Source organism: Streptomyces sp. NPDC005728, from assembly GCF_040630895.1.
GTDB lineage: Bacteria > Actinomycetota > Actinomycetes > Streptomycetales > Streptomycetaceae > Streptomyces.
Genome location: NZ_JBEXYL010000002.1, coordinates 22,740 through 44,231 on the forward strand (window position 1 = coordinate 22,740; position 21,492 = coordinate 44,231).

At 71.3% G+C, this 21,492-nt stretch carries 18 protein-coding genes; 13 read left to right on the forward strand and 5 right to left on the reverse strand.

What is annotated here, in order from left to right; all coding sequences use genetic code 11:
• The first annotated feature begins 121 nt into the window (after positions 1-121).
• The 4 genes from ABZ471_RS01855 to ABZ471_RS01870 all read left to right on the forward strand — a co-directional run bounded on the left by ABZ471_RS01855 (position 122) and on the right by ABZ471_RS01870 (position 4,466).
• Positions 122-1,102, forward strand: coding sequence for a proline dehydrogenase family protein (locus ABZ471_RS01855; RefSeq protein WP_359061325.1), 981 nt, complete (start codon positions 122-124; stop codon positions 1,100-1,102).
• A gap of 250 nt (positions 1,103-1,352) precedes the next feature.
• Entirely contained in the window at positions 1,353-2,984 is a 1,632-nt protein-coding gene (pruA, locus tag ABZ471_RS01860) for an L-glutamate gamma-semialdehyde dehydrogenase (protein ID WP_359061327.1), read from the forward strand.
• Positions 2,985-3,071: 87 nt separating this feature from the next.
• Positions 3,072-3,917 (forward strand): alpha/beta fold hydrolase, encoded by an 846-nt coding sequence (locus ABZ471_RS01865; RefSeq protein WP_359061329.1) that lies wholly within the window; start codon positions 3,072-3,074, stop codon positions 3,915-3,917.
• A 9-nt stretch (positions 3,918-3,926) separates the two neighbouring features.
• The gene (locus ABZ471_RS01870; RefSeq protein WP_359061331.1) at positions 3,927-4,466 is read left to right on the forward strand and encodes a GNAT family N-acetyltransferase; all 540 of its coding nucleotides are present in this window, start codon (positions 3,927-3,929) and stop codon (positions 4,464-4,466) included.
• 19 nt (positions 4,467-4,485) lie between these two features.
• On the opposite strand, the gene ABZ471_RS01875 is transcribed toward ABZ471_RS01870, so the two are convergent.
• Positions 4,486-5,478, reverse strand: coding sequence for an NADP-dependent oxidoreductase (locus ABZ471_RS01875; RefSeq protein WP_359061332.1), 993 nt, complete (start codon positions 5,476-5,478; stop codon positions 4,486-4,488).
• A 103-nt stretch (positions 5,479-5,581) separates the two neighbouring features.
• Here ABZ471_RS01875 and ABZ471_RS01880 point away from each other — a divergent pair, with 103 nt between their 5' ends.
• Positions 5,582-6,487: a LysR family transcriptional regulator gene (locus tag ABZ471_RS01880; protein ID WP_359061334.1), complete on the forward strand. Its 906-nt coding sequence runs from the start codon at positions 5,582-5,584 to the stop codon at positions 6,485-6,487.
• A 217-nt stretch (positions 6,488-6,704) separates the two neighbouring features.
• Positions 6,705-6,836 (forward strand): hypothetical protein, encoded by a 132-nt coding sequence (locus tag ABZ471_RS01885; protein ID WP_359061336.1) that lies wholly within the window; start codon positions 6,705-6,707, stop codon positions 6,834-6,836.
• 81 nt (positions 6,837-6,917) lie between these two features.
• Here the strand turns inward: ABZ471_RS01885 and ABZ471_RS01890 are convergent, their stop codons facing one another.
• Positions 6,918-8,471: a metallophosphoesterase family protein gene (locus ABZ471_RS01890; RefSeq protein ID WP_359061338.1), complete on the reverse strand. Its 1,554-nt coding sequence runs from the start codon at positions 8,469-8,471 to the stop codon at positions 6,918-6,920.
• A gap of 143 nt (positions 8,472-8,614) precedes the next feature.
• On the opposite strand from ABZ471_RS01890, the gene ABZ471_RS01895 reads away from it, so the two are divergent.
• Together ABZ471_RS01895 and ABZ471_RS01900 are read left to right on the forward strand one after the other, a co-directional pair.
• The gene (locus ABZ471_RS01895; protein ID WP_359061340.1) at positions 8,615-9,658 is read left to right on the forward strand and encodes a 3-isopropylmalate dehydrogenase; all 1,044 of its coding nucleotides are present in this window, start codon (positions 8,615-8,617) and stop codon (positions 9,656-9,658) included.
• A 274-nt stretch (positions 9,659-9,932) separates the two neighbouring features.
• Positions 9,933-11,021 carry a branched-chain amino acid aminotransferase gene (locus ABZ471_RS01900; RefSeq protein ID WP_359061342.1) on the forward strand — a complete coding sequence of 363 codons (1,089 nt, stop codon included), beginning with the start codon at positions 9,933-9,935 and terminating at the stop codon, positions 11,019-11,021.
• A gap of 116 nt (positions 11,022-11,137) precedes the next feature.
• Here ABZ471_RS01900 and ABZ471_RS01905 read toward each other — a convergent pair whose 3' ends face one another.
• The gene (locus ABZ471_RS01905; RefSeq protein ID WP_359061344.1) at positions 11,138-12,574 is read right to left on the reverse strand and encodes a cytosine permease; all 1,437 of its coding nucleotides are present in this window, start codon (positions 12,572-12,574) and stop codon (positions 11,138-11,140) included.
• A gap of 147 nt (positions 12,575-12,721) precedes the next feature.
• On the opposite strand from ABZ471_RS01905, the gene ureA reads away from it, so the two are divergent.
• The 5 genes from ureA (at position 12,722) to cimA (ending at position 18,736) form a co-directional block, all read left to right on the forward strand.
• Positions 12,722-13,417 (forward strand): urease subunit gamma, encoded by a 696-nt coding sequence (ureA, locus tag ABZ471_RS01910; protein ID WP_359061346.1) that lies wholly within the window; start codon positions 12,722-12,724, stop codon positions 13,415-13,417.
• Positions 13,414-15,138: an urease subunit alpha gene (locus tag ABZ471_RS01915; RefSeq protein ID WP_359061348.1), complete on the forward strand. Its 1,725-nt coding sequence runs from the start codon at positions 13,414-13,416 to the stop codon at positions 15,136-15,138. Before ureA ends, ABZ471_RS01915 begins: the two co-directional genes overlap by 4 nt.
• An 11-nt stretch (positions 15,139-15,149) precedes the next feature.
• The gene (locus ABZ471_RS01920; RefSeq protein WP_359061350.1) at positions 15,150-16,190 is read left to right on the forward strand and encodes an agmatine deiminase family protein; all 1,041 of its coding nucleotides are present in this window, start codon (positions 15,150-15,152) and stop codon (positions 16,188-16,190) included.
• An 18-nt stretch (positions 16,191-16,208) separates the two neighbouring features.
• Positions 16,209-16,826 (forward strand): TetR/AcrR family transcriptional regulator, encoded by a 618-nt coding sequence (locus tag ABZ471_RS01925; RefSeq protein WP_359061352.1) that lies wholly within the window; start codon positions 16,209-16,211, stop codon positions 16,824-16,826.
• Positions 16,827-17,125: 299 nt separating this feature from the next.
• Positions 17,126-18,736: a citramalate synthase gene (gene cimA / locus ABZ471_RS01930; RefSeq protein WP_359061354.1), complete on the forward strand. Its 1,611-nt coding sequence runs from the start codon at positions 17,126-17,128 to the stop codon at positions 18,734-18,736.
• Between the two features lie 6 nt (positions 18,737-18,742).
• Here the strand turns inward: cimA and ABZ471_RS01935 are convergent, their stop codons facing one another.
• Together ABZ471_RS01935 and ABZ471_RS01940 are read right to left on the reverse strand one after the other, a co-directional pair.
• Positions 18,743-19,363 carry a GPP34 family phosphoprotein gene (locus ABZ471_RS01935; RefSeq protein ID WP_359061356.1) on the reverse strand — a complete coding sequence of 207 codons (621 nt, stop codon included), beginning with the start codon at positions 19,361-19,363 and terminating at the stop codon, positions 18,743-18,745.
• Positions 19,364-19,568: 205 nt separating this feature from the next.
• Positions 19,569-21,434, reverse strand: a complete 1,866-nt coding sequence (locus tag ABZ471_RS01940; RefSeq protein ID WP_359061358.1) for a ricin-type beta-trefoil lectin domain protein — start codon at positions 21,432-21,434, stop codon at positions 19,569-19,571.
• Positions 21,435-21,492: the final 58 nt, after the last annotated feature.

Genomic DNA, 21,492 nt, shown 5'->3' on the forward strand with positions numbered 1-21,492 from the left:
CGTGACAGCTGTCGATGGCCGACGATCGGAGAGATCCTTAGGTTTCACGGTGGTTCTCCGTGCCGTACCCGAATCGTGGGGTGTCGGCCGTCTTCTGGTGCTTTTGTTGTGGAGGTGCCCCGTGCTGGGTCCCGTGATTCTCGCCGCGTCGCGCAGCGACCGGATGCGTCGCCTGATCTCGGCGGCCCCCGTGACCAAGCAGGTCGTCGACCGCTTCATCCCCGGCGAGACCGTGGCCGACATCGTCCCGATCATCAAGGACCTGACGGCCCAGGGCCTGGAGCTGACGATGGACGTCGTCGGCGAGGACATCACCACTCCCGAGCAGGCCGGCGCCGCCCGGGACGCCTACCTGGAGCTGATCGACCGGCTGCGCGAGCTGGAGCTGGGCGAGAAGGTCGAGATGTCCGTCAAGCTGTCCATGTTCGGACAGTCCCTCCCGTCGCCCACCACCGCCCTCGACCGAGGGCTCTCCGGGCCCGCCCCTGCATTTCCGGGCGGCCACGAGCTGGCCCTCGCCAACGTCCGGCCGGTCGTCGAGGCCGCCGCCGCCATCGGTACGACCGTCACGCTCGACGCCGAGGACCACACCACCCTGGACTCGATGTTCGCCATCCACGAGGAGCTGCGGAAGGACTTCCCGCAGACCGGCTGCGTCATCCAGGCCTACCTCTTCCGCACCGAGGCCGACGCCCGCCGCCTCGCCGCGGCCGGCAGCCGCGTCCGCCTCGTGAAGGGCGCCTACAAGGAGCCCGCCGAGGTCGCCTACCAGCAGAAGCACGAGATCGACAAGGCCTACGTGCGCATCCTGAAGACGCTGATGGAGGGCGAGGGCTACCCGATGATCGGGTCCCACGACCCGCGTCTCATCGCCATCGCCCAGGAGCTGGCGCACCAGGCCGGGCGCAAACTGGACGAGTACGAGTTCCAGATGCTCTACGGCATCCGCGGCGAGGAGCACCTGCGGCTGGCCGCCGAGGGCCACCGCATGCGCGTCTACACCGCCTACGGCACCGACTGGTACGGCTACTTCATGCGCCGTCTCGCGGAGAAGCCGGCCAACCTGCGGTTCTTCGTCCGCTCGATGATCAGCAAGGGGTGATGCGCTGGATGAGCCGCGGCTGTCCGTCGCCGAGCAGTGCTCGGAAATCGACAGCCGCCGCCCCGTGGCCGGCTGAGCCGGACCCGGATCCGGAAAGGAGTTACGGATCTCGTGACTCCGCCCTCGAGGGGCTTCTCGCGAACTCGCCGCGGCGAGTGCGTGACGGTCAAGCCCTGACCGCTGCTCACCATACGCAACCGCTTCAGCTACGCCCGGCTGAAGCCCGGGAATCACTCGGAAGAGGTAACCCATGGACGCTGTGACCCAGGTCCCCACCCCCGTCAACGAGCCGGTGCACGGCTACGCCCCCGGCTCGCCCGAGCGCGCCCGCCTCGAGACCAGGCTCAAGGAGCTGGCCGAGAACCCGATCGACCTGCCGATGACCATCGGCGGCGAGAAGCGCATGGGCGGCGGCGAGCCGTTCCAGGTCGTGCAGCCGCACAACCACAAGGCCGTCATCGGCACGCTCCGCAACGCCACCCAGCAGGACGCCCAGGACGCCGTCGACGCGGCCCTGGCCGCCGCGCCGGCCTGGCGCGCCATGTCCTTCGACGACCGCGCGGCGATCATCCTGCGCGCGGCCGAGCTGCTGGCCGGCCCGTGGCGCGAGACCATCGCCGCCTCCACCATGCTCGGCCAGTCCAAGACCGTCCAGCAGGCCGAGATCGACACCCCCTGCGAGCTGGTCGACTTCTGGCGCTTCAACGTCCACTACGCGCGCCAGATCCTCGCCGAGCAGCCCCCGGCGAACTCCCCGGGCGTGTGGAACCGCATGGACCACCGCCCGCTGGAGGGCTTCGTCTACGCGATCACGCCGTTCAACTTCAGCGCCATCGCGGGCAACCTGCCCACCGCGCCCGCCCTCATGGGCAACGTGGTGGTCTGGAAGCCGTCCCCGACGCAGACCCACGCCGCCGTGCTGCTGATGCAGCTCCTGGAGGAGGCCGGTCTGCCCAAGGGCGTCATCAACCTCGTCACCGGTGACGGCATCGAGGTCTCCAAGGTCGCGCTGGAGCACCGAGACCTCGCGGGCATCCACTTCACCGGCTCGACCAAGACCTTCCAGTACCTGTGGAAGACGGTCGGCAACAACATCGAGAAGTACCGCACCTACCCGCGCCTGGTCGGCGAGACCGGTGGCAAGGACTTCCTGGTCGCGCACCCGAGCGCCGACCGCGCGATCCTGAAGACCGCCCTGACCCGCGGTGCCTTCGAGTACCAGGGCCAGAAGTGCAGCGCGACCTCCCGCGCCTACGTCCCGGCCTCCATCTGGAACTCCGGCTTCAAGGAGGAGTTCGCGGCCGAGGTCGACTACCTGACCATGGGTGACGTCACCGACCTGTCGAACTTCGTCGGCGCCGTGATCGACGACCGTGCCTTCGCCAAGAACAAGGCCGCCATCGACCGCGCCAAGGAGGACCCGACCTGCTCGATCGTCGCGGGCGGCAGCTACGACGACGCGGTCGGCTACTTCGTCCGCCCGACCGTCATCGAGTCCACCGACCCGGAGAACGAGATCTTCCGGACGGAGTACTTCGGCCCGGTCCTCGGTGTGTACGTCTACGAGGACGACAAGTACGACGAGATGCTGGCCCAGATGGAGTCGGTCTCCGACTACGCCCTGACCGGCGCGGTCATCTCCAACGACCGTGCCGCGGCCGCCCACACGATGGAGAAGCTCCGCTACGCGGCCGGCAACTTCTACATCAACGACAAGTCGACCGGCGCCGTCGTCGGCCAGCAGCCCTTCGGCGGCGGCCGCGCCTCCGGCACCAACGACAAGGCCGGCGCCCCGCAGAACCTGCTGCGCTGGACCCTGACCCGCGCCATCAAGGAGACGCTGGTCCCGCCGACCGACTACACGTACCCGCACATGGGCTGACCAGCCCCCCAGCTACGGGCCGGGAAGCCTGACATCCGAGCAGGCCTCCCGGCCCGTTTCCAACTCCCCGTCCGCCACACTGGACCCATGACGGTGACGGCGGACGACGGGGTACGGCTGTGGGCGCAGCGCTCGGGCGGCGCGGGTGACCCGCTCGTGCTGTGCCACGGCGGGCCGGGCCTGTGGGACATGTTCGGCGAGGTGGCCGGGCTGCTCGCGGACGTCACCCCGGTGATCCGCTGGGACCAGCGCGGCTGCGGGCGCTCGGAGCGCTGCGACGGGCCGTGGACGAGCGAGCGGTTCGTGGCGGATCTCGAGGCCGTACGACGGCACTTCGGGCTGGAGCGGATGGCACTGCTCGGCCACTCCTGGGGCGCGCAGCTGGCGCTGAGCCATGCGCTGGCGCATCCGGACCGGGTGAGCGCGCTGGTGTACGTCTCGGGCACGGGCATCGGTCCGGACGCCGACTGGCACCCCGGATACCACCACACCTTCCGCACCCGCCTCGCCGACCACCCCGAACGGCTCTCCCGCTGGCGGGAGCTGACCGACCGCAGCGAGCGCACGGCGGACGAGGAGCGGGAGCGGGCGGTCCTCCAGTGGTCCGTGGAGTTCGAGGACCGTGAGCGGGCGCTGGAGCCGGCCGGGCGCATGGCCGACCCGTGGTTCGGGATCAACCATGCCTGCAGCAGGGCGCTCAACGAGGAACGCGAGCGGGTCTGGGGCACCCCCGAGCTGGCCACCGCCTGCCGGGCCCTCGACGTGCCGGTGCTGATCGTCGACGGCGCCCGGGACATCCGCCCCCGCACCGCCGTCGACTCCCTCGCCGAGGCCCTGCCCCACGCCCGCCGGGTGATCCTCCCGGACGCGGGCCACCTGCCGTGGTCGGAGGACCCGGACGGTTTCCGGAAAGCGGTGGCGGGCGCGCTCTAGCCTGATCTCATGCCCCTCCGACCGCACGTCGCCCACACCGCCGACCTCGACCCCGCCGACCTCCGCGCCGCCCGCGCCCTGCTGGACGAGGCGTTCGAGGGGGGCTTCTCCGACGAGGACTGGGACCACGGGCTCGGTGGCCTGCACGCCCTGGTCCATGACGGTGCCGGGCTCGCCGCGCACGGCTCCGTCGTGATGCGGCGGATACGCCACCGCGGGCGCTGGCTGCGCGCCGGATACGTGGAGGCCGTCGCGGTGCGGGCCGACGTACGCCGGACCGGACTGGGCGGGCAGGTGATGGGGGCGCTGGAGCGGATCGTCGACCGGGCCTACGACCTCGGGGCGCTCTCCGCGAGCGAGGACGGCGCCCCGCTGTACACGGCCCGCGGCTGGCAGCAGTGGAGCGGGCGCGTGCACGCCCTCTCGCCGGACGGGATCATCCGTCTGCCGGAGGAGGAAGGGGACGTCTATCTGCGGCCCGCCCTCGCCGGCCCGCTCGATCCGGACCACGAGCTGGTTTTCGACTGGCGTGACGGGGACGTGGTGTGACGGTTCGGCAGGGCCTGCATCAGACCTTGCGGATCAGGATCTTCCCCGTGTTGCCGCCCCGCAGCATCAGCAGGAACGCCTCCACGATCAGCTCGAACCCGTCGACCACCGTCTCGTCCGGCGCGAGCGCCCCGCTGCGCAGGTGCGGCACGGCGAAGTCGTACAACTCCTCCTGCGCGTCGCGGTAGTCGCTCACCAGGAAGCCCTCGATACGCAGGCGCTTCTCCACGACGTCCGCGTGGTCGAACACGACCGGCGGGGCGTCCGGGGTGTTGTACTGGCTGATCGTGCCGACCCGCACCACCCGGCCCCGCTCGCGCAGCGCACCGATCGCCGCGCCGAGGTGGTCGCCGCCGACGTTGTCGACGAAGACGTCGATGCCGTCGGGGGCGGCCGCGGTGAGGAGTTCGGGGACCGGGGCGGCGTGGTAGTCGAAGGCGGTGTCGTAACCGACCTGGTCCGTGAGGTACTTGACCTTTTCCTCCGAACCCGCGCTGCCGATCAGCCGGCCCGCGCCCAGCAGCCGGGCGAAGCGGCCCGTGGCCGTGCCGACCCCGCCCGCCGCGCCGGAGACGAACACGTCGTCGCCCTCGCGCAGCCGGGCGATCCGGGTCAGGGCGATGTACGCGGTCAGGCCCGTGCCGCCCAGCACGCTCAGGTACGCCGACAGCGGCACGCCGGGGTGGTGCGGGAGCCGCCGGACCTCCTCGGGGCTCACCACGGAGTGGGTGCGCCAGCCCTGCCGGTGGAAGACGATCTCGCCCTCGGGGAGCGCCGGGGTGCGGGAGGCGACGACCCGGCCGAGGGTGCGGCCCTCCAGCGGGGCGTTCAACGCGAAGTCGCCGTCCATCATTTCGCGGTGGTAGGGGTCCACGGACCAGTACAGGTTCTCCAGCAGGGCCGTGCCGGGGGCCGGTTCGGGTACGGGGGACTCGGCGAAGCGGAAGTGGCGGGGGGTCGGGAAGCCGGGCGGGCGGGCGGTCTGCTGCACGGTGAGCGCGATCTCGGTCATGGCAGGCGACCGTAGGCAGGAATGCCGGGGCCGGGCAGAGGGTTGGGCTCATGGAACGCGGCGATCCATGAGCCGCCCTCATGGCAGCAGGTGGGAGTCCCGGATGACAGCAGCCGACCTTGCCCCGCAGGAGCTGAGGACTCTGGTCGCCGTGGCCGAGGAGGGCGCCTTCTCGGCCGCGGCCGTCCGGCTCGGGGCCACCCAGTCCGCCGTCTCCCACGCAGTGCGCGGCATCGAACGCAAGCTGGGCGTCGTCCTCTTCGAGCGCGGCCGGTTCGGTGCCCGGCCGACGCCCGCGGGGGAGCGGGCGGCGGCCCACGCGCGTCGCGTGCTGCGGATGCTCCAGGCACTGACCGCCGACGCCCGGGGTGCGGACACCGGCGAGATCACCGGACCGCTGCGCATCGCCGCCTTCCGCAGCGCGGCCCTGCATCTGCTGCCGCCCGCCCTGGAGCGGCTCGCGCTGCGGCACCCGGGTGTCGAGGTGAGCGTCACCGTCGTACGGGAACTGGGCCCCGGCACCGCGGGCGAGGTCGCCGAAGGGCGGGCCGATCTAGGGATCGCGACCCTCGGCGACGGCTCGCCCGTGCCCGCCGGGATGGTCGGCGACGTCCTGCTGGAGGAGCCGTACTCCCTGGTGCACCCCGCCGGACACCCGGCCCCGCGCACCCTCCCGCTCGTCGACTGGATGGAGAACTGCGGCTCCTACACCCGCGACTGGTGGGCCGCCCAGGACTGGATCCCGGCTGCGACCGTGCGCGCCGAGGACGACGGGGCGGTGCTGTCGATGGTGAGCAGCGGCCTCGGTATGGCGATCATGCCCGCGCTCTCCCTGGCCGCGGTCCCGCCCTCCGTGGCGGTCACCGACCTCGGACCCGAGCGGCCGTACCGCTCGGTGGGCTACGTCACCACCCCGGAACTGGCCGCGGCCTCCGCCGTTCGGGCGCTCGTCCGGGAACTGCGCTCCCTTCACCCGCGTGCGTCGAAGCCGCAGGTCACGGCGGTGTGACACGTTCCACCGTCTCAGATAGTAGGAAGTCCGAGTAATTGTGCAGACAGGCGCGGCCTGCTCCCTTAGTTTTGTAGGAGCCGAACGTCTCGCTCGATCAAGCGAATGGCGGTCGTGAGCCGGGCCCGAGCAGGCAACCCCTGCGGCCCGCCCCCCGCCCCCGGCGTCTCGTAACCCCTCATCCGCACTCCGTTGTTGCCGAAGGAGTCGATTTCCCATGGCCGAGACGACCATCCGCCGCCGAGTCCGCCACGTGTCCCGCACGAGCGAGTCCGACCGCAAGAACGCCGCAGCCGCCCTCCAGCGCGCCCTCGACCGCCGTGACAACGGCGGCGAGACCGGCCACTGAGCCGCCACTGATCCGGGAGCCGCACCCTCCCCCGCCCGGCTTCGCTCGGGCGGGGGAGACCCCGTGGGGTGCGGCGCGGTCTCACCCGCCGCGCCGCACCTCGAAGTGGTCGATCCGGCGCCCGTCCTGCGCCAGCGCCGACACCGTGAGCCGCGGTGACGGACCCGGCCGCGCCTCCACCGCGAGCAGCGAGAAGCCGGTGTACCGCACCCGGGACCACGGGGCCGACTCCGGCGCCCGCTCCTTGTCCTTGGCCCAGTGGAAGGTCTCCACCGCGTCGTGCCGGGTGACGTGACCCTCGTAGCTGTCCCTGACGCCGGAGGGGAAGGAATACAGGTCCCGGCCGCCGCCGCCCGCGGTGACGTACACGATCCCGTCCCGCGCGGGGTCGGTGGAGCCGCCGACCGGCACCGCCCGGCCCACCTGTCCGTCCTTGATCGCGTCCGTGCGCTCGTAGACGTGGTTGTGCCCGTTGATCACCAGGTCCACCTGGTGCCTGGCGAACAGGGGCAGCCACTCCGCCCGCACCCCGCCGTCCGAGGCGTGCTGCGAGGTGGAGTACGCGCAGTGGTGGAAGAAGACGACCAGGAAGTCCACGCCCTTCGCCGCGCGCAGCTCGCCCAGCGTCGCGTCCAGCCACTTGGTCTGCCGGCCGCCGCTGTGCCCGAAGTTGGCGGGGATCTCGTACGACACGTCGTTGGCGTCCAGCGCCACGAAGGCGGTGTTGCCGTAGGTGAAGGCGTAGGCGCCCGGCGTCCCGTGCGGGTCGAAGCCGCTGTCCGGCAGCGAGAACCGGGCCAGCTGGCCGCCGTAGCCGTCCGGCGAGTACCAGGCCTCCATGTCGTGGTTGCCGGTCGTCACCATCCACGGCACCGACCGGGCGACCGGCTCGTTCTGCTTCAGGAACTGGTCCCAGAACGTCGGGTCGTAGCCGTCCGAGGTCTGTCCCGCGCCGTTGACGTCCGCGTAGCAGATGTCGCCCGCGTGCAGGTGGAAGGCGGGGTTCTGGCGCTGCACGAGGTGGTCGCTCGCGTCAGCGGCCTGGCCCACGCCCTGGTCGCCGAAGGCCGTGAAGACGAAGCGCTCCGCGGTCGCGGGTGCCGTACGGAAGGAGGCGACGGCGGCCCGGTGAGCGGGAGCGGCCGGGTCCCAGCCGTCGTGGCCGATGCCGTAGTAGTACGTCGTGCCGGGCCTCAGGCCGTCCAGGGCCGCGTGCACGTAGTACTGCTCGACCGCCGGCCGCACCCCTTGCAGCCCGGGCGTGTGCAGGTTGCGCACCTCGGCCTCGACCTGCCGGCCGAGGTCGTCGGGGCGCAGCCCGACGCGCACGTACGGCCGCTTCACCGCGAACGGCACCTGCCAGGAGACCCGCATCTGCGTCTTCGGGTCGGCGCCGAAGGCCAGATGGCGGCCGAAGGGGCGGACCACCGAGCCGGACACCCGCGAGGCGGCCGGGGCCGGGTGCCCCGCTGCACCGGAGCCGCCGGAGCAGCCGGTCAGCAGGCCGCCCGCCACCGCGCCGGCCGTCACCAGGGTGCGGCGGCGCACCAGCCGGGTGTGCAGGTACTCGTACTGTTCGGCCATGCTCATCCGCTCCGCGAGCCGCCGCGGAATGCCGAAGTCGGGGGTCTCCATGTCGGGGAAGATGCCACCGGGGACCGACACCTGTGCCACGCAGGGGTGAACGCCAGCCGACGGGGTGACGCCGACGACCCGTACGGGTGTCCGTATGACGGACAGAGCATGTCATCCCCTGGGACGAGGAGTAGGGTGCCGACATGTCTCGCAGCATCAATCTCGCAGTGATCCCCGGTGACGGCATCGGCCAGGAGGTCGTGGCCGAGGGTCTGAAGGTCCTCTCCGCCGTCCTGCCGCAGGATGTGAAGCTGGAGACCAAGGACTACGACTTCGGCGCCAAGCGCTACCACGCCACCGGTGAGACCCTCACCGACGCCGACCTCGACGCGCTGAAGCAGCACGAGGCCATCCTGCTCGGCGCCATCGGCGACCCGTCGGTCCCGTCCGGCGTGCTCGAGCGCGGCTTCCTGCTCAAGCTCCGCTTCGCCTTCGACCACCACGTCAACCTGCGGCCGTCGAAGCTGCTCCCGGGTGTCGCGACCCCGCTGGCCGGCCAGCCGGAGATCGACTTCGTCGTCGTCCGCGAGGGCACCGAGGGCCCGTACACGGGCAACGGCGGCACGATCCGCAAGGGCACCGAGCACGAGGTCGCCACCGAGGTCTCCGTCAACACGGCCTTCGGCGTCGAGCGCGTGGTCCGCGACGCCTTCGAGCGCGCCCAGGCCCGCCCGCGCAAGAAGCTCACGCTGGTCCACAAGAACAACGTGCTGACCTTCGCCGGGCACCTGTGGACGAACATCTTCAACAAGGTGGCCGAGGAGTACCCCGAGGTCACCACCGACTACATCCACGTCGACGCGGCCACCATCTTCCTGGTGACCCAGCCCGAGCGGTTCGACGTGATCGTCACCGACAACCTCTTCGGCGACATCATCACCGACCTCGCCGCGGCCGTCTCCGGCGGCATCGGCGTCGCCGCCTCCGGCAACATCAACCCGAGCCGCGAGTTCCCGTCCATGTTCGAGCCGGTCCACGGCTCGGCCCCGGACATCGCCGGCCAGGGCAAGGCCGACCCGACCGCCACGGTCCTCTCGGTCGCCCTGCTGCTGCGCCACCTCGGCTACGACGCCGAGGCCGACCGCATCGACACGGCCGTCGCCGCCGACCTCACCGACCGCGCCGGCAAGCCGGCCCGCTCCACCTCCGAGATCGGCGACGCGCTCGCCGCACGAGTAGCCGGCTGACCCTCCCTCATTGCCTGAAGGGCGTGGGGGCACCCCCATCGCCCCGCCCAAGCCGCCGGGTCGCATCCGCACCCGGCGGCTTTTCCTATGCGGTCGCCGGGTGCCACCATCAACCCTGGGCCGCATTCACCCCGATTCCTTCCACCCGCAGCCCCGCGCGATAATCGAACGCGGAGCCGCGCTATGAGGGAATGCTCGGACGTCCTACCACTGGCCACCGGTCGTGCGGGCGTGTACTGCGGCCGCCACTACAACCGGTGAAGGACACCCACTCATGACGACGCCCACGATCGAGCTCAAGCCGTCCGCCCATCCGCTCGCCGCCGCGGAGCGCGAGGCGATCCTGGCCAGCCCCGGATTCGGCCGACACTTCACCGACCACATGGTGACGATCAAGTGGACCGAGGGCCGCGGCTGGCACGACGGCCAGCTCGTTCCGTACGCGCCGATCCCCCTCGACCCGGCCACCAACGTCCTGCACTACGCCCAGGAGATCTTCGAGGGCCTGAAGGCCTACCGTCAGCCCGACGGCTCGGTCGCCATGTTCCGCCCCGACCAGAACGCCAAGCGCTTCCAGCGCTCCGCCAAGCGCCTGGCCATGCCCGAGCTGCCGGTCGAGACGTTCATCGAGGCCTGCGACGCCCTGGTCCAGCAGGACACGGACTGGGTGCCCGCGCACGGCGGCGAGGAGTCCCTCTACCTGCGCCCGTTCATGATCGCCACCGAGGTCGGTCTCGGCGTCAAGCCGGCCAACGAGTACCTCTTCCTCGTCATCGCCTCCCCGGCCGGCGCCTACTTCCCGGGCGGCGTGAAGCCGGTGTCGATCTGGGTCTCCGAGGACCGCGTCCGCGCCGTCCCCGGCGGCATGGGCGACGCGAAGACCGGCGGCAACTACGCCGCCTCCCTGCTCGCCCAGGCCGAGGCCGCCGCCAAGGGCTGCGACCAGGTCTGCTACCTGGACGCGGTCGAGCACCAGTGGGTCGAGGAACTCGGCGGCATGAACCTGTACTTCGTCTACGGAGACAAGATCATCACGCCGACCCTGACCGGCTCGATCCTGGAGGGCGTCACCCGTGACTCCCTGCTGGCCGTCGCCCGTGACCTCGGCTACGAGTCCGAGGAGGGCCGCGTCTCCGTCGAGCAGTGGCAGCGCGACGCCGAGAACGGCACCCTCACCGAGGTCTTCGCCTGCGGCACCGCGGCCGTGATCACCCCGGTCGGCACGGTGAAGCGCGCAAGCGCCGAGTGGAAGCAGTCGGGCGGAGAGCCCGGCGAGGTCACGGTCCGGCTCCGCCAGGCTCTGCTCGACATCCAGCGCGGTACTGCTGAGGACAAGCACGGCTGGATGCACCGTATCGGCTGACGGTTCGGCGGGGACTGCCGCGATCGGCCGGCTGTCGTCTGCTGCGCCGTCGTGGCTGGTCGCGCCCACGCGGCGGCAGCTGCATATCGGACACAGCCCCGCGCCCCCCTTTTGCGCTACGCGCTCAGGGCCGCCTCGGACTCGTGATCGAGTTCCGCGGCGGCCCTCGCCTGTTCCCGGCCGACCGTCAGCAGCAGGTACACCAGCCCCCCGACCGCCCCCGACAGCAGGAAGCTGCAGTCCACCCCGCCGGTGAGCCGCAGCAGCGGGCCCTCGTACGACGGCAGGGACACCGCCAGCAGGCCGACCGCCGCGCCGGCCGCCCAGGAGACCGTGGCGCGGATGTTCCAGCCCGCCCGGAACCAGTAGACGCCGCCCCGTGAGCGGCGGTTGAAGACCTGCAGGGCGTCGGCGTCGTACACGCCGCGGCAGCGGACGAAACCGATGAGGGTGATGACCGCCCACGGGGTGCCGATCGCGGTGAGCAGGAGCACGAAGGACGTCATCGCGGACTGGGCGTTCCAGGCGTAGTGGCCGACGAAGACGCAGGCCGTGGCGACGACGGCGACCGTGTAGGTGGCGCGGGCGCGGGAGGCGCGGGGCAGGATCGCGTCCAGGTCCAGGCCCATGGAGTACAGCATCAGGCCGGCGTTGCCGACCGAGCCCGCGGTGGCGGACAGCAGCAGCGGGACCAGGTACCAGGCGGGGGAGGCGGACACCAGGGGACCGGCGTAGTCGGTGGCCGCGCGGGCCGCGTACGCCGTGAAGGTGCCGAACAGCTGCGGCACCAGCAGGCCCAGGACCAGGCCCAGCCAGGTGGCGTGCAGGACACGCCGGCCGGTGTGACGGGCGGGGGAGATGTAGCGGGTGTAGTCGCCGAGCAGGGTGATGAAGGCGATCGGGCCGGACAGGCCTGCCGCCACCGCCGCCAGGAACCAGGTCGGCCAGAAGGAGCCGAGCAGGTAGCCGCCCGCCCCCGGCAGCGCCGAGGTCGTGAAGTGCGGGGCGTAGGCGAAGATCCCGAGGACCAGCAGGGCGGTCATGCCGATGGCCAGCACCTTGGACATGGCGAGCAGTACCCGGTAGCCGTACACCGCGCCCGCGACCGTCGCCGCCGCGAGCAGCCCGTAGACGGCGGCGTACGACAACCCGTCCGCGGGCAGCCCGAACAGCCGGCCGAGCACGCCCAGCATCACGTCGCCGCCGATCCACACGGTCAGGGCGGTGTAGCCGAGAGCCAGCAGCAGGCCGACGACCGAGCCGACCAGCCGGCCCCGGACACCGAACTGGGCGCCGGAGGAGGTGGACAGGTTGGTCGCGGTGCGCAGGGAGACCAGCGCCAGCGGGGCCGTGAAGAGCGTGCCGATCACCGTGCCCGCCACGATCGCGCTCACCGACGCCCACCAGCCGAGCCCGAAGGACGGCGGCAGCCAGCCGAAGATGATCACCCCGAGGCAGAGGTTGGAGCCGAGCAGGATCGAGACCAGGTCTCGTGGACCGCTGGTCCGCTCCTCGTCCGGGATGGTGTCGACACCGCGCTGTTCGATCGGCATGGCTGGGTCTCCTTCGACGGCCGCCTCTGTAAGTTTGAGCGACGTTCAATGTGACGTGAACCCAGGCCGTAGGTCAATGCTTCAGTTTCGTGAATAGTGCGTTTAGAGTGATGCTCAAACGTAGGGAAGGCAAGGAGGTGCCGCGTCGTGAGACTGACCCCCACGGAGCGTGACCGGCTGCTGCTCTTCGGAGCCGCCGAGCTGGCCCGGGCCCGCCGGGCGCGCGGTCTCAGGCTGAACGTGCCCGAAGCCACCGCGCTGATCGCCGACACCGTCTGCGAGGCCGCACGGGACGGCAGGCGGCTCGCGCAGGCCATCGAGGCGGCCCGGTCGGTCCTCGGACCCGAGGACGTGCTGCCGGGCGTCGCCGACGTCGTCACCGAGGTGCATGTCGAGGCCGTCTTCGACGACGGCTCCCGGCTCGCGGTGGTCTCCGACCCCATCGGCGCGGGCGCCGGCGAGGAGGGTCCGGGCGCGCTGCTGCCGGGCCCCGAGCACACCGAGCCCGAGCCGGCCGTCCGGCTCACGGTCACCAACACCGCGACCGTGCCGGTCTCCGTCACCTCCCACTTCCACTTCTTCGAGGCCAACCCGCGGCTGGACTTCGTACGCGAGCAGGCCTACGGCATGCGGCTCGCCGTACCCGCCGGGTCCTCGGTGCGGTTCGGGCCGGGCGAGAGCGCGGAGATCGGGCTGGTCCCGATCGGCGGCGCCCGGATCGCGATCGGCTTCGCCGGTCTGGTCGACGGGCCGCTGGACGCGCCCGGCGCGAAGGAAGAGGCACTGCGCAGGGCCGCTGCCTGCGGATATCTGGGAATCACGCCGGAAGGAGGCGAACGATGAGCCGCTCGAAAGGACGCGAGATCAACGAGTCGATCCACATCGACCCCTACGCCTATGCGGCCACGCACGGCCCCCGCGCCGGCGACCGCATCCGGCTCGGCGACTCCGGCCTGGTGATCCGGGTCGAGTCGGACGCCCAGAAGCACGGTGACGAGTTCCTCGCCGGGTTCGGCAAGACCGCCCGTGACGGGCTGCACCTGAAGGCCGCCGCCGTCCGCGAGACCTGTGACGTCGTGATCAGCAACGTCGTCGTGATCGACGCGGTGCAGGGCATCCGCAAGGTGTCCATCGGCATCCGCGAGGGGCGCATCTGTGCGATCGGGCGGGCCGGGAACCCGGACACCCTGGACGGTGTCGACGTCGTCGTCGGCACGGGTACGTCCATCGTGTCCGGCGAGGGGCTCATCGCCACCGCCGGTTCCGTCGACACCCACGTCCATCTGCTGTCGCCGCGCATCATGGAGGCCTCCCTCGCCTCCGGCGTGACCACCGTCATCGGGCAGGAGTTCGGCCCGGTGTGGGGCGTCGGCGTCAACTCGCCCTGGGCGCTCAAGCACGCGTTCAGTGCCTTCGACGCCTGGCCGGTCAACATCGGCTTCCTGGGCCGGGGTTCGTCCTCGCACAGCGCCCCGCTGGTCGAAGCCCTCGCGGAGGGCGGCGCCTCCGGCTTCAAGGTCCACGAGGACATGGGCGCCCACACGCGGGCGCTGGACACGGCTCTTCGCGTCGCCGAGGAGCACGACGTCCAGGTCGCCCTGCACAGCGACGGGCTGAACGAGTGCCTCTCGGTCGAGGACACCCTGCGTGTCCTCGAAGGGCGCACCATCCACGCCTTCCACATCGAGGGCTGTGGCGGCGGACACGTGCCCAACGTGCTGAAGATGGCAGGTGTCCCGAACGTCATCGGCTCCTCCACCAACCCCACCCTGCCCTTCGGCCGGGACGCGGTCGCCGAGCACTACGGCATGATCGTCTCCGTCCACGACCTGAAGACCGACCTGCCCGGCGACGCGGCCATGGCCCGCGACCGCATCCGGGCCGGCACGATGGGCGCCGAGGACGTGCTGCACGACCTGGGCGCGATCGGCATCACCTCCTCCGACGCGCAGGGCATGGGCCGCGCGGGCGAGACGGTCCGCCGCACCTTCGCCATGGCCGGCAAGATGAAGGCCGAGCTGGGCCCGATGGAGGGCGACGGGGAGGGCGACGACAACGCCCGCGTCCTGCGCTACATGGCCAAGCTGACCATCAACCCCGCGATCGCGCACGGCCTCGCGCACGAGGTCGGCTCGATCGAGGCCGGCAAGCTCGCCGACATCGTGCTGTGGCGCCCGGAGTACTTCGGCGCCAAGCCGCAGCTGGTCCTCAAGTCCGGCTTCCCGGCGTACGGCGTGACCGGCGACCCCAACGCGGCCACCGACACCTGCGAACCCCTCGTGCTGGGCCCGCAGTTCGGCGCGCACGGTGCCACGCCCGCCGAGATCTCCGTCGCCTTCGTCGCCCAGGCCGCCGTGGACCAGGGGGGCGACACGATGCCCACCCGGCGCAGAAGGGTCGCCGTGCGCGGCACCCGGGGCATCGGCCCGGCCGACCTGCGCCTGAACTCCCGTACCGGAGCGGTCGACGTCGACCGGCGCACCGGCCTGGTCACCCTCGACGGTGACCCGCTGCGCTCCGAGCCCGCCGAGTCCGTCTCCCTCAACCGCCTCTACTTCCTCTAAGGACCCGCACCATGACCACCCCCGCAGCCGACGGCTTCCGCATGCCCGCCGAGTGGACCCCGCACGAGCGCACCTGGATGGCGTGGCCGGGTCCCAACCCCACCTTCGACGACCCCGAGGACCTGGCCGCCTCCCGCGTGGCCTGGGCGTCGGTCGCCCGCGCGGTGCGCCGCTTCGAGCCCGTGACCGTCGTGTGCGGCCCGGGCCAGGCCATGGAGGCCCAGGCGCTGCTCGGCCCGGACGTCGACACCGTCGAGCGCGAGCTGGACGACGCCTGGATGCGGGACATCGGCCCCACCTTCCTCACCGACGGCCGGGGCCGACTGGCCGCCGTGGACTGGACGTTCAACGGCTGGGGCGCCCAGGACTGGGCCCGCTGGGAACACGACTCGAAGATCGGCGCGTACGTGTCCGACCTCGCGGGCGCGCAGACGTACGCCTCGAACCTCGTCAACGAGGGCGGCGCGATCCACGTCGACGGCGAGGGCACCGTGCTGCTCACCGAGACCGTTCAGCTCGGCCCCGAGCGCAACCCGGACTGGACGAAGGAGCAGGTCGAGGCGGAGATCCACGCCCACCTCGGCACCAAGAAGGCGATCTGGCTGCCGCGCGGCCTCACCGGCGACTACCCGCCCTACGGCTTCGGCACCCTCGGCCACGTCGACATCGTCGCCGCCTTCGCCCGCCCCGGTGTGGTCGTCGCCCACCACCAGCCGGACCCGGCCCACCCCGACCACGAGGTCACCAAGGAGGTCATAGGCATCCTGAGGTCGGCGACCGACGCCCGCGGCCGCGCCCTGGAGGTCGTCGAGGTGCCCGCCCCGACCGCTCTGGAGGCCGACGGCCACTGGGCCGACTACTCGTACATCAACCACTACCTCTGCAACGGCGGGGTCGTGTTGTGCGGCTTCGACGACCCGCGCGACGAGATCGCCGCCGGGATCTTCCGCCGTCTCTTCCCGGAGCGCACGGTGACCCTGGTGGACGCCCGTACGATCTTCTCCGGTGGTGGTGGCATCCACTGCATCACCCAGCAACAGCCGAAGGTCTGACACACACAGGAGCAGCAGATGGCCGGTGCGGCCCGTGCGCGCAGGAACGCGCCGCCGCGCGAGGAGGTTCTCGTCGCCGCCATGGACATGATCGCCGAGCGCGGTCTGGAGAAGCTCACCATGGCGGGGCTCGGCCGCGAGGTCGGGATGAGCAGCGGCCATCTGCTGTACTACTTCCGCTCCAAGGACGAGCTGCTGCTGCAGACCCTGGAGTGGAGCGAGGGCAGGCTGGGCGCCGAGCGCAGCCGCCTGCTCACCCGCCCTGGCTCCGCCCGTGAGCGCCTGGAGGCGTACGTCGACCTGTACGTCCCCGAGGGCCACCGCGACCCGCACTGGACGCTGTGGCTGGAGGTCTGGAACCGCTCGCAGAGCGCTGCCGCCGACGCTGTGGCCCGTGAGCGGCAGGCCGCCATCGAGGGCGCCTGGCACCGCGACCTGGTCGCGCTGCTCGCCGAGGGCGTCTCGCGCGGCGAGTTCCGCCCGGTCGACGCCGACCGCTTCGCGGCCCGGCTGCGCGCCCTGCTGGACGGCTTCTCCATCCATGTCGCCGTCGGTCTGCGCGGCACGGGCCGGGAGCAGGTGATCGACCACGTCCGTGAGTTCCTCGCGGAGTCGCTTCTCACGCCGGACGCCTGACGACCGCATCCTGAGACAGTCGGTGAGCCGGGGCAGCGCTGTGCCAGACTGCCTCCGTGCTCTCGTTCGCCACGATTATTGGCAGCAGGCGCGCCGGTCCGCAGTGACCACCACGTACGACCAGGTACGGGTGGCCACCGTCGTCCTCGACCCGCGCGCAGACCTCTCGCACCCGCGAGGGGTTTTTTCGTTTTCCGGCCCACCTGCAGCCGGGAGCGGAGCGCGAGGGACCATTGGGGGGACGGTGGAGCCGGTCATTCCGGTAAGACCGAAGATCCACAATCAGGAGCCTTGAGACCATGACCGAGACGGCAACCAGCGAGCTCGACGACTCGTTCCACGTCTTCGACACCACGCTGCGCGACGGCGCGCAGCGCGAGGGCATCAACCTCACCGTCGCGGACAAGCTCGCCATCGCACGGCACCTGGACGACTTCGGCGTGGGCTTCATCGAGGGCGGCTGGCCCGGCGCGAACCCGCGGGACACCGAGTTCTTCGCCCGCGCCCAGCAGGAGATCGACTTCCGCAACGCTCAGCTGGTCGCCTTCGGCGCCACCCGCCGCGCCGGCGCCAGGGCCGCCGACGACCCGCAGGTCAAGGCGCTCCTGGACTCGGGTGCCCCGGTGATCACGCTGGTCGCCAAGTCGCACGACCGGCACGTGGAGCTGGCCCTGCGCACCACGCTCGACGAGAACCTGGAAATGGTCCGGGACACCGTGTCCTACCTGCGTGAGCAGGGCCGCCGGGTGTTCGTGGACTGCGAGCACTTCTTCGACGGCTACCGCGCCGACCCGGAGTACGCGAAGGCGGTCGTCCGCACGGCCTCGGAGGCCGGCGCGGACGTCGTCATCCTCTGCGACACCAACGGGGGCATGCTCCCCGCCCAGGTACAGGCGGTCGTCTCCACAGTCCTCGCCGACACCGGCGCCCGGCTCGGCATCCACGCCCAGGACGACACCGGCTGCGCGGTCGCGAACACGCTGGCCGCGGTGGACGCGGGCGCGACCCACGTTCAGTGCACGGCGAACGGCTACGGCGAGCGCGTCGGCAACGCCAACCTCTTCCCGGTGGTCGCGGCCCTGGAGCTGAAGTACGGCAAGAAGGTGCTGCCGGAGGGCCGGCTCCGCGAGATGACGCGCATCTCCCACGCCATCGCCGAGGTCGTGAACCTCACCCCCTCCACGCACCAGCCGTACGTCGGCGTCTCCGCCTTCGCGCACAAGGCCGGCCTGCACGCCTCCGCGATCAAGGTCGACCCGGACCTGTACCAGCACATCGACCCCGAGCAGGTCGGCAACACCATGCGCATGCTGGTCTCCGACATGGCGGGCCGCGCCTCCGTCGAGCTGAAGGGCAAGGAACTCGGCATCGACCTGGGCGGCGACCGCGAACTGGTCGGCCGCGTGGTCGAGCGCGTCAAGGAGCGCGAGCTCAAGGGCTACACCTACGAGGCCGCGGACGCCTCCTTCGAACTCCTCCTGCGCGCCGAGGTCGAGGGCAGGCCCCTGAAGTACTTCGAGGTCGAGTCCTGGCGGGCCATCGTCGAGGACCGCCCCGACGGCAGCCACGCCAACGAGGCCACGGTGAAACTCTGGGCCAAGAGCGAGCGCATCGTGGCGACGGCGGAGGGCAACGGCCCGGTCAACGCCCTGGACCGGGCGCTGCGCGTCGCTCTGGAGAAGATCTACCCCCAGCTCGCCAAGCTGGACCTGGTGGACTACAAGGTCCGCATCCTGGAGGGCGTGCACGGCACCTCGTCCACCACCCGCGTTCTGATCTCCACCTCCGACGGCTCGGGCGAGTGGTCCACGGTCGGTGTGGCGGAGAACGTCATCGCCGCCTCCTGGCAGGCCCTGGAGGACGCCTACACCTACGGTCTGCTGCGGGCCGGGGTCGAGCCGGCCGAGTAGTCCGCCTCAGGGAGCACGCCAGACGTTGTCGAACGCGTCCTCCTCGATGCGCCGCCGCTGCCGTACGGCCTCCAGTTCCGTGAGGGCGTCGCCGACGGCGGCCAGGACGGTCTCCAGCGTGTCCGGGTCGGGGGTGGCGTCGGGGTCCGTTCGTTCGGCCGGCGGCGCGTCCTGGATACCGAGTGCCGCCGCGAGGTCCACGAGGACGGGTTCGTGCGCGTTCCAGCGGTCGCTCGCGTGGCGCCATGCCGGCGAGTCGGTGGGTGCGGTGCGCTCGGTGCGCCAGGGCAGCCAGTGGTGCGGCTTCCCGGTGCCCTGCCCCTCCTCCTTCTCCAGGGCGTCGGCGTAGGCCGAGGCCAGCCCGCGCCCCCGGCGCCACAGCCAGTCCTCGACGGTCTCGTACGGTTCCTGCCGCACGAGCCGGGTCTGAGCCTCGTCCAGCAGACGGTCACCGGTGACGCGCTCGGCGGAGGGGACGAGGTGATCGCCCCGGAGGGTCAGGGCCTGGGCTTCGAGGAGGTCGAGCACCTCAGCTCCCGCGAGGGCGAGCGAGAGGTCCCCCTGGGCCACGGTCCGGGTGGACGGCACGTCCAGGGCGACGATCAGCAGGTCCCGCGCTGTGGTCATGTCGCACTCCAGATCGGAAACGTCGGGCGTGGGCGTCCGGCGGCGTGCCGGTCCCCCTCATCGTCCCGCACCCACTGAACCACCGCCCCTCAGCCACCACACCGAGCACCGGCCCCGGCCGGCGTTCCAGGGGGCGGAGCCCCCTGGTGGTCGGGGGCGAGGGGCGGCGCGTTTCAGCCCAGTCCCCCTGCGGGTTCGGCTCCCCCTATTGCAGCTTCCACTTCTGGTTGGCAGCCCCGGTGCACGACCAGATCTGCGCCCTGGCCCCGTTCGCCGACGAGTTGTCCGTGACGTCCAGACACCGGTTCGCCGCCGTGTTCACCACGTCCCCCGTAGACGCGTTGTACGACCACCGTTGCGCACCGGTTCCGTTGCAGTCGTACAACTGAACCTTCGCCCCGTCCGCCGTCGACCCGGACGTCACGTCCAGGCACTTGCCGAGCGCCTGAACGGACCCGTCCGCCTGCACCGTCCACTTCTGCGCCGCGCTCCCGTTGCAGTCGTAGAGCTGCACCGCCGAACCGTTCGCGCTCGCACCGCCCGCCACGTCCAGGCACTTGCCCCCGAGGCCCACGAAGGACCCGCTCCGACTGCCCCCGCCGGACTGGGTCCCCGACCAGGTGAAGGTGGCCGACGTCTTGCCGGGCAGCGCGTAAGTGGCGTGCTGTGAACCCCAGTTGACGGTCACCGTCCTGGCCGTCGTCGAGTCGTTGTACGCGATCAGCGCCTTGGACCCGTCCGGGTTGCGCCACGCCACGTTCGGCACGGACGAGGAGGCCGTCGAGGCGATCCGCTGGGCGCCCGGGCGGACGAACTTCGTGAGGTGGCCCATCGTGTAGTACTCGACCGTGTAGTCGACGCTCCCGCTCGCGCCGTCCCCGTTGTGCACGGTGATCAGCCCCGTGCAGGTCCCGCAACCGCCGTTGTGCGGGCCCATGTTCTGGTCCACGGCCAGCGACCACTTGGTCACCGACTTCGCCCAGTTGCGGGTGTAGTCGACGATGTTGTTCATGTCCTCGCGCTGCTGGTCGGCGATCCAGGTGCCGCCGGAGTGCTCGGTGCCGAAGGCGTCCAGCGTCGGGTACTGGCTGTGCACGGAGGTCTGCTTGGTGACGTCACCGCCGTAGCCGTGCCAGGCGATCCCGCCGAAGTTGGGGTGGCTGCGGACCACCGCGTCGTCCACGGTCTGGGCCGCGTAGGAGTCGTAGACGTCCCAGTTCCAGTCGTGCGCGAGCACCTTGGTCGACAGTCCCGCCGCCTGCAGCTTGGGCAGCAGCTCGCTCTTGGTGAAGTACGCCAGCCCGCCGGCGTTCCAGCTCATCGACGGATAGCCCGAGCAGCAGGTCGGCTCGTTCTGCGCGGTGACGTACGAGACGTCGACGCCCTGGTCGCGGTACGCCTGGAGGTACTTCACGAAGTAGGAGGCGTAGGCGCCGTAGTCCTCGGCCTTCAGCCAGCCCCCGTTGAGCGAGCCGCTGTCCTTCATCCAGGCCGGTGCCGTCCACGGCGAGGCCATCACCGTGAGCGACGGGTTCAGCTGGAGCGCCTGCTTCGTCAGCGGGACGACGTCCGCGAGATCGTGGGCGACGGAGAACCGGGAGAGCGACGGATCGGTCTGTCCGGCCGGCACGTCGTCGTACGTGTACCCGTACCGCGCCAGGTCCGAGGCGCCCATCGGATTGCGCAGGAACGACAGCCCGATGCCGTCCGTCGGCGAGAACAGCTTGCGCATGGTCGCGTCCCGGGTGGCCTGGGACAGTGCCCCGCTGCTGTTCATCAGCCAGGCCGCGGTGTCGGTGAAGGACGCGCCGCCTCCGGTGAAGGTCTGGTAGCGGGTGTTCTCGTCGACGGTGATGTTCTCGCCGCTGCCGCCGGCGCCCGCCTGGAAGGCGAACGGTGTCTGGGCCTGCAGGCCGCGGACCACGTGGCGGCCGCCGGCGTCGTCGGTGGTGGTCAGCCAGGCGGTGACCTGTTCGCCCGCGGCGTGTGCGGGGACGGTGGCCGCGGTGATGCCGGCCGCGGAGAGCAGACCGGCCAGCAGCAGCCGGAGTGCGCGGGGGGTTCTCCTCATGGATGCGTAGCCCTTCCTGACGGTACGTCTTGACGGGTCTGCGAGCCGTTAGTTAACT

Coding starts and splice junctions, on each gene's coding strand:
- ABZ471_RS01895 (WP_359061340.1), top strand. CDS start 8,615: ATGTCTCGCAGCATCAATCTCGCAGTGATCCCCGGTGACGGCATCGGC.
- ABZ471_RS01900 (WP_359061342.1), top strand. CDS start 9,933: ATGACGACGCCCACGATCGAGCTCAAGCCGTCCGCCCATCCGCTCGCC.
- cimA (WP_359061354.1), top strand. CDS start 17,126: ATGACCGAGACGGCAACCAGCGAGCTCGACGACTCGTTCCACGTCTTC.
- ABZ471_RS01880 (WP_359061334.1), top strand. CDS start 5,582: ATGACAGCAGCCGACCTTGCCCCGCAGGAGCTGAGGACTCTGGTCGCC.
- ABZ471_RS01865 (WP_359061329.1), top strand. CDS start 3,072: ATGACGGTGACGGCGGACGACGGGGTACGGCTGTGGGCGCAGCGCTCG.
- ABZ471_RS01920 (WP_359061350.1), top strand. CDS start 15,150: ATGACCACCCCCGCAGCCGACGGCTTCCGCATGCCCGCCGAGTGGACC.
- ABZ471_RS01925 (WP_359061352.1), top strand. CDS start 16,209: ATGGCCGGTGCGGCCCGTGCGCGCAGGAACGCGCCGCCGCGCGAGGAG.
- ABZ471_RS01935 (WP_359061356.1), bottom strand. CDS start 19,363: ATGACCACAGCGCGGGACCTGCTGATCGTCGCCCTGGACGTGCCGTCC.
- ABZ471_RS01915 (WP_359061348.1), top strand. CDS start 13,414: ATGAGCCGCTCGAAAGGACGCGAGATCAACGAGTCGATCCACATCGAC.
- ABZ471_RS01890 (WP_359061338.1), bottom strand. CDS start 8,471: ATGGAGACCCCCGACTTCGGCATTCCGCGGCGGCTCGCGGAGCGGATG.
- ABZ471_RS01870 (WP_359061331.1), top strand. CDS start 3,927: ATGCCCCTCCGACCGCACGTCGCCCACACCGCCGACCTCGACCCCGCC.
- ABZ471_RS01875 (WP_359061332.1), bottom strand. CDS start 5,478: ATGACCGAGATCGCGCTCACCGTGCAGCAGACCGCCCGCCCGCCCGGC.
- ABZ471_RS01905 (WP_359061344.1), bottom strand. CDS start 12,574: ATGCCGATCGAACAGCGCGGTGTCGACACCATCCCGGACGAGGAGCGG.
- ABZ471_RS01885 (WP_359061336.1), top strand. CDS start 6,705: ATGGCCGAGACGACCATCCGCCGCCGAGTCCGCCACGTGTCCCGCACG.
- pruA (WP_359061327.1), top strand. CDS start 1,353: ATGGACGCTGTGACCCAGGTCCCCACCCCCGTCAACGAGCCGGTGCAC.
- ABZ471_RS01940 (WP_359061358.1), bottom strand. CDS start 21,434: ATGAGGAGAACCCCCCGCGCACTCCGGCTGCTGCTGGCCGGTCTGCTC.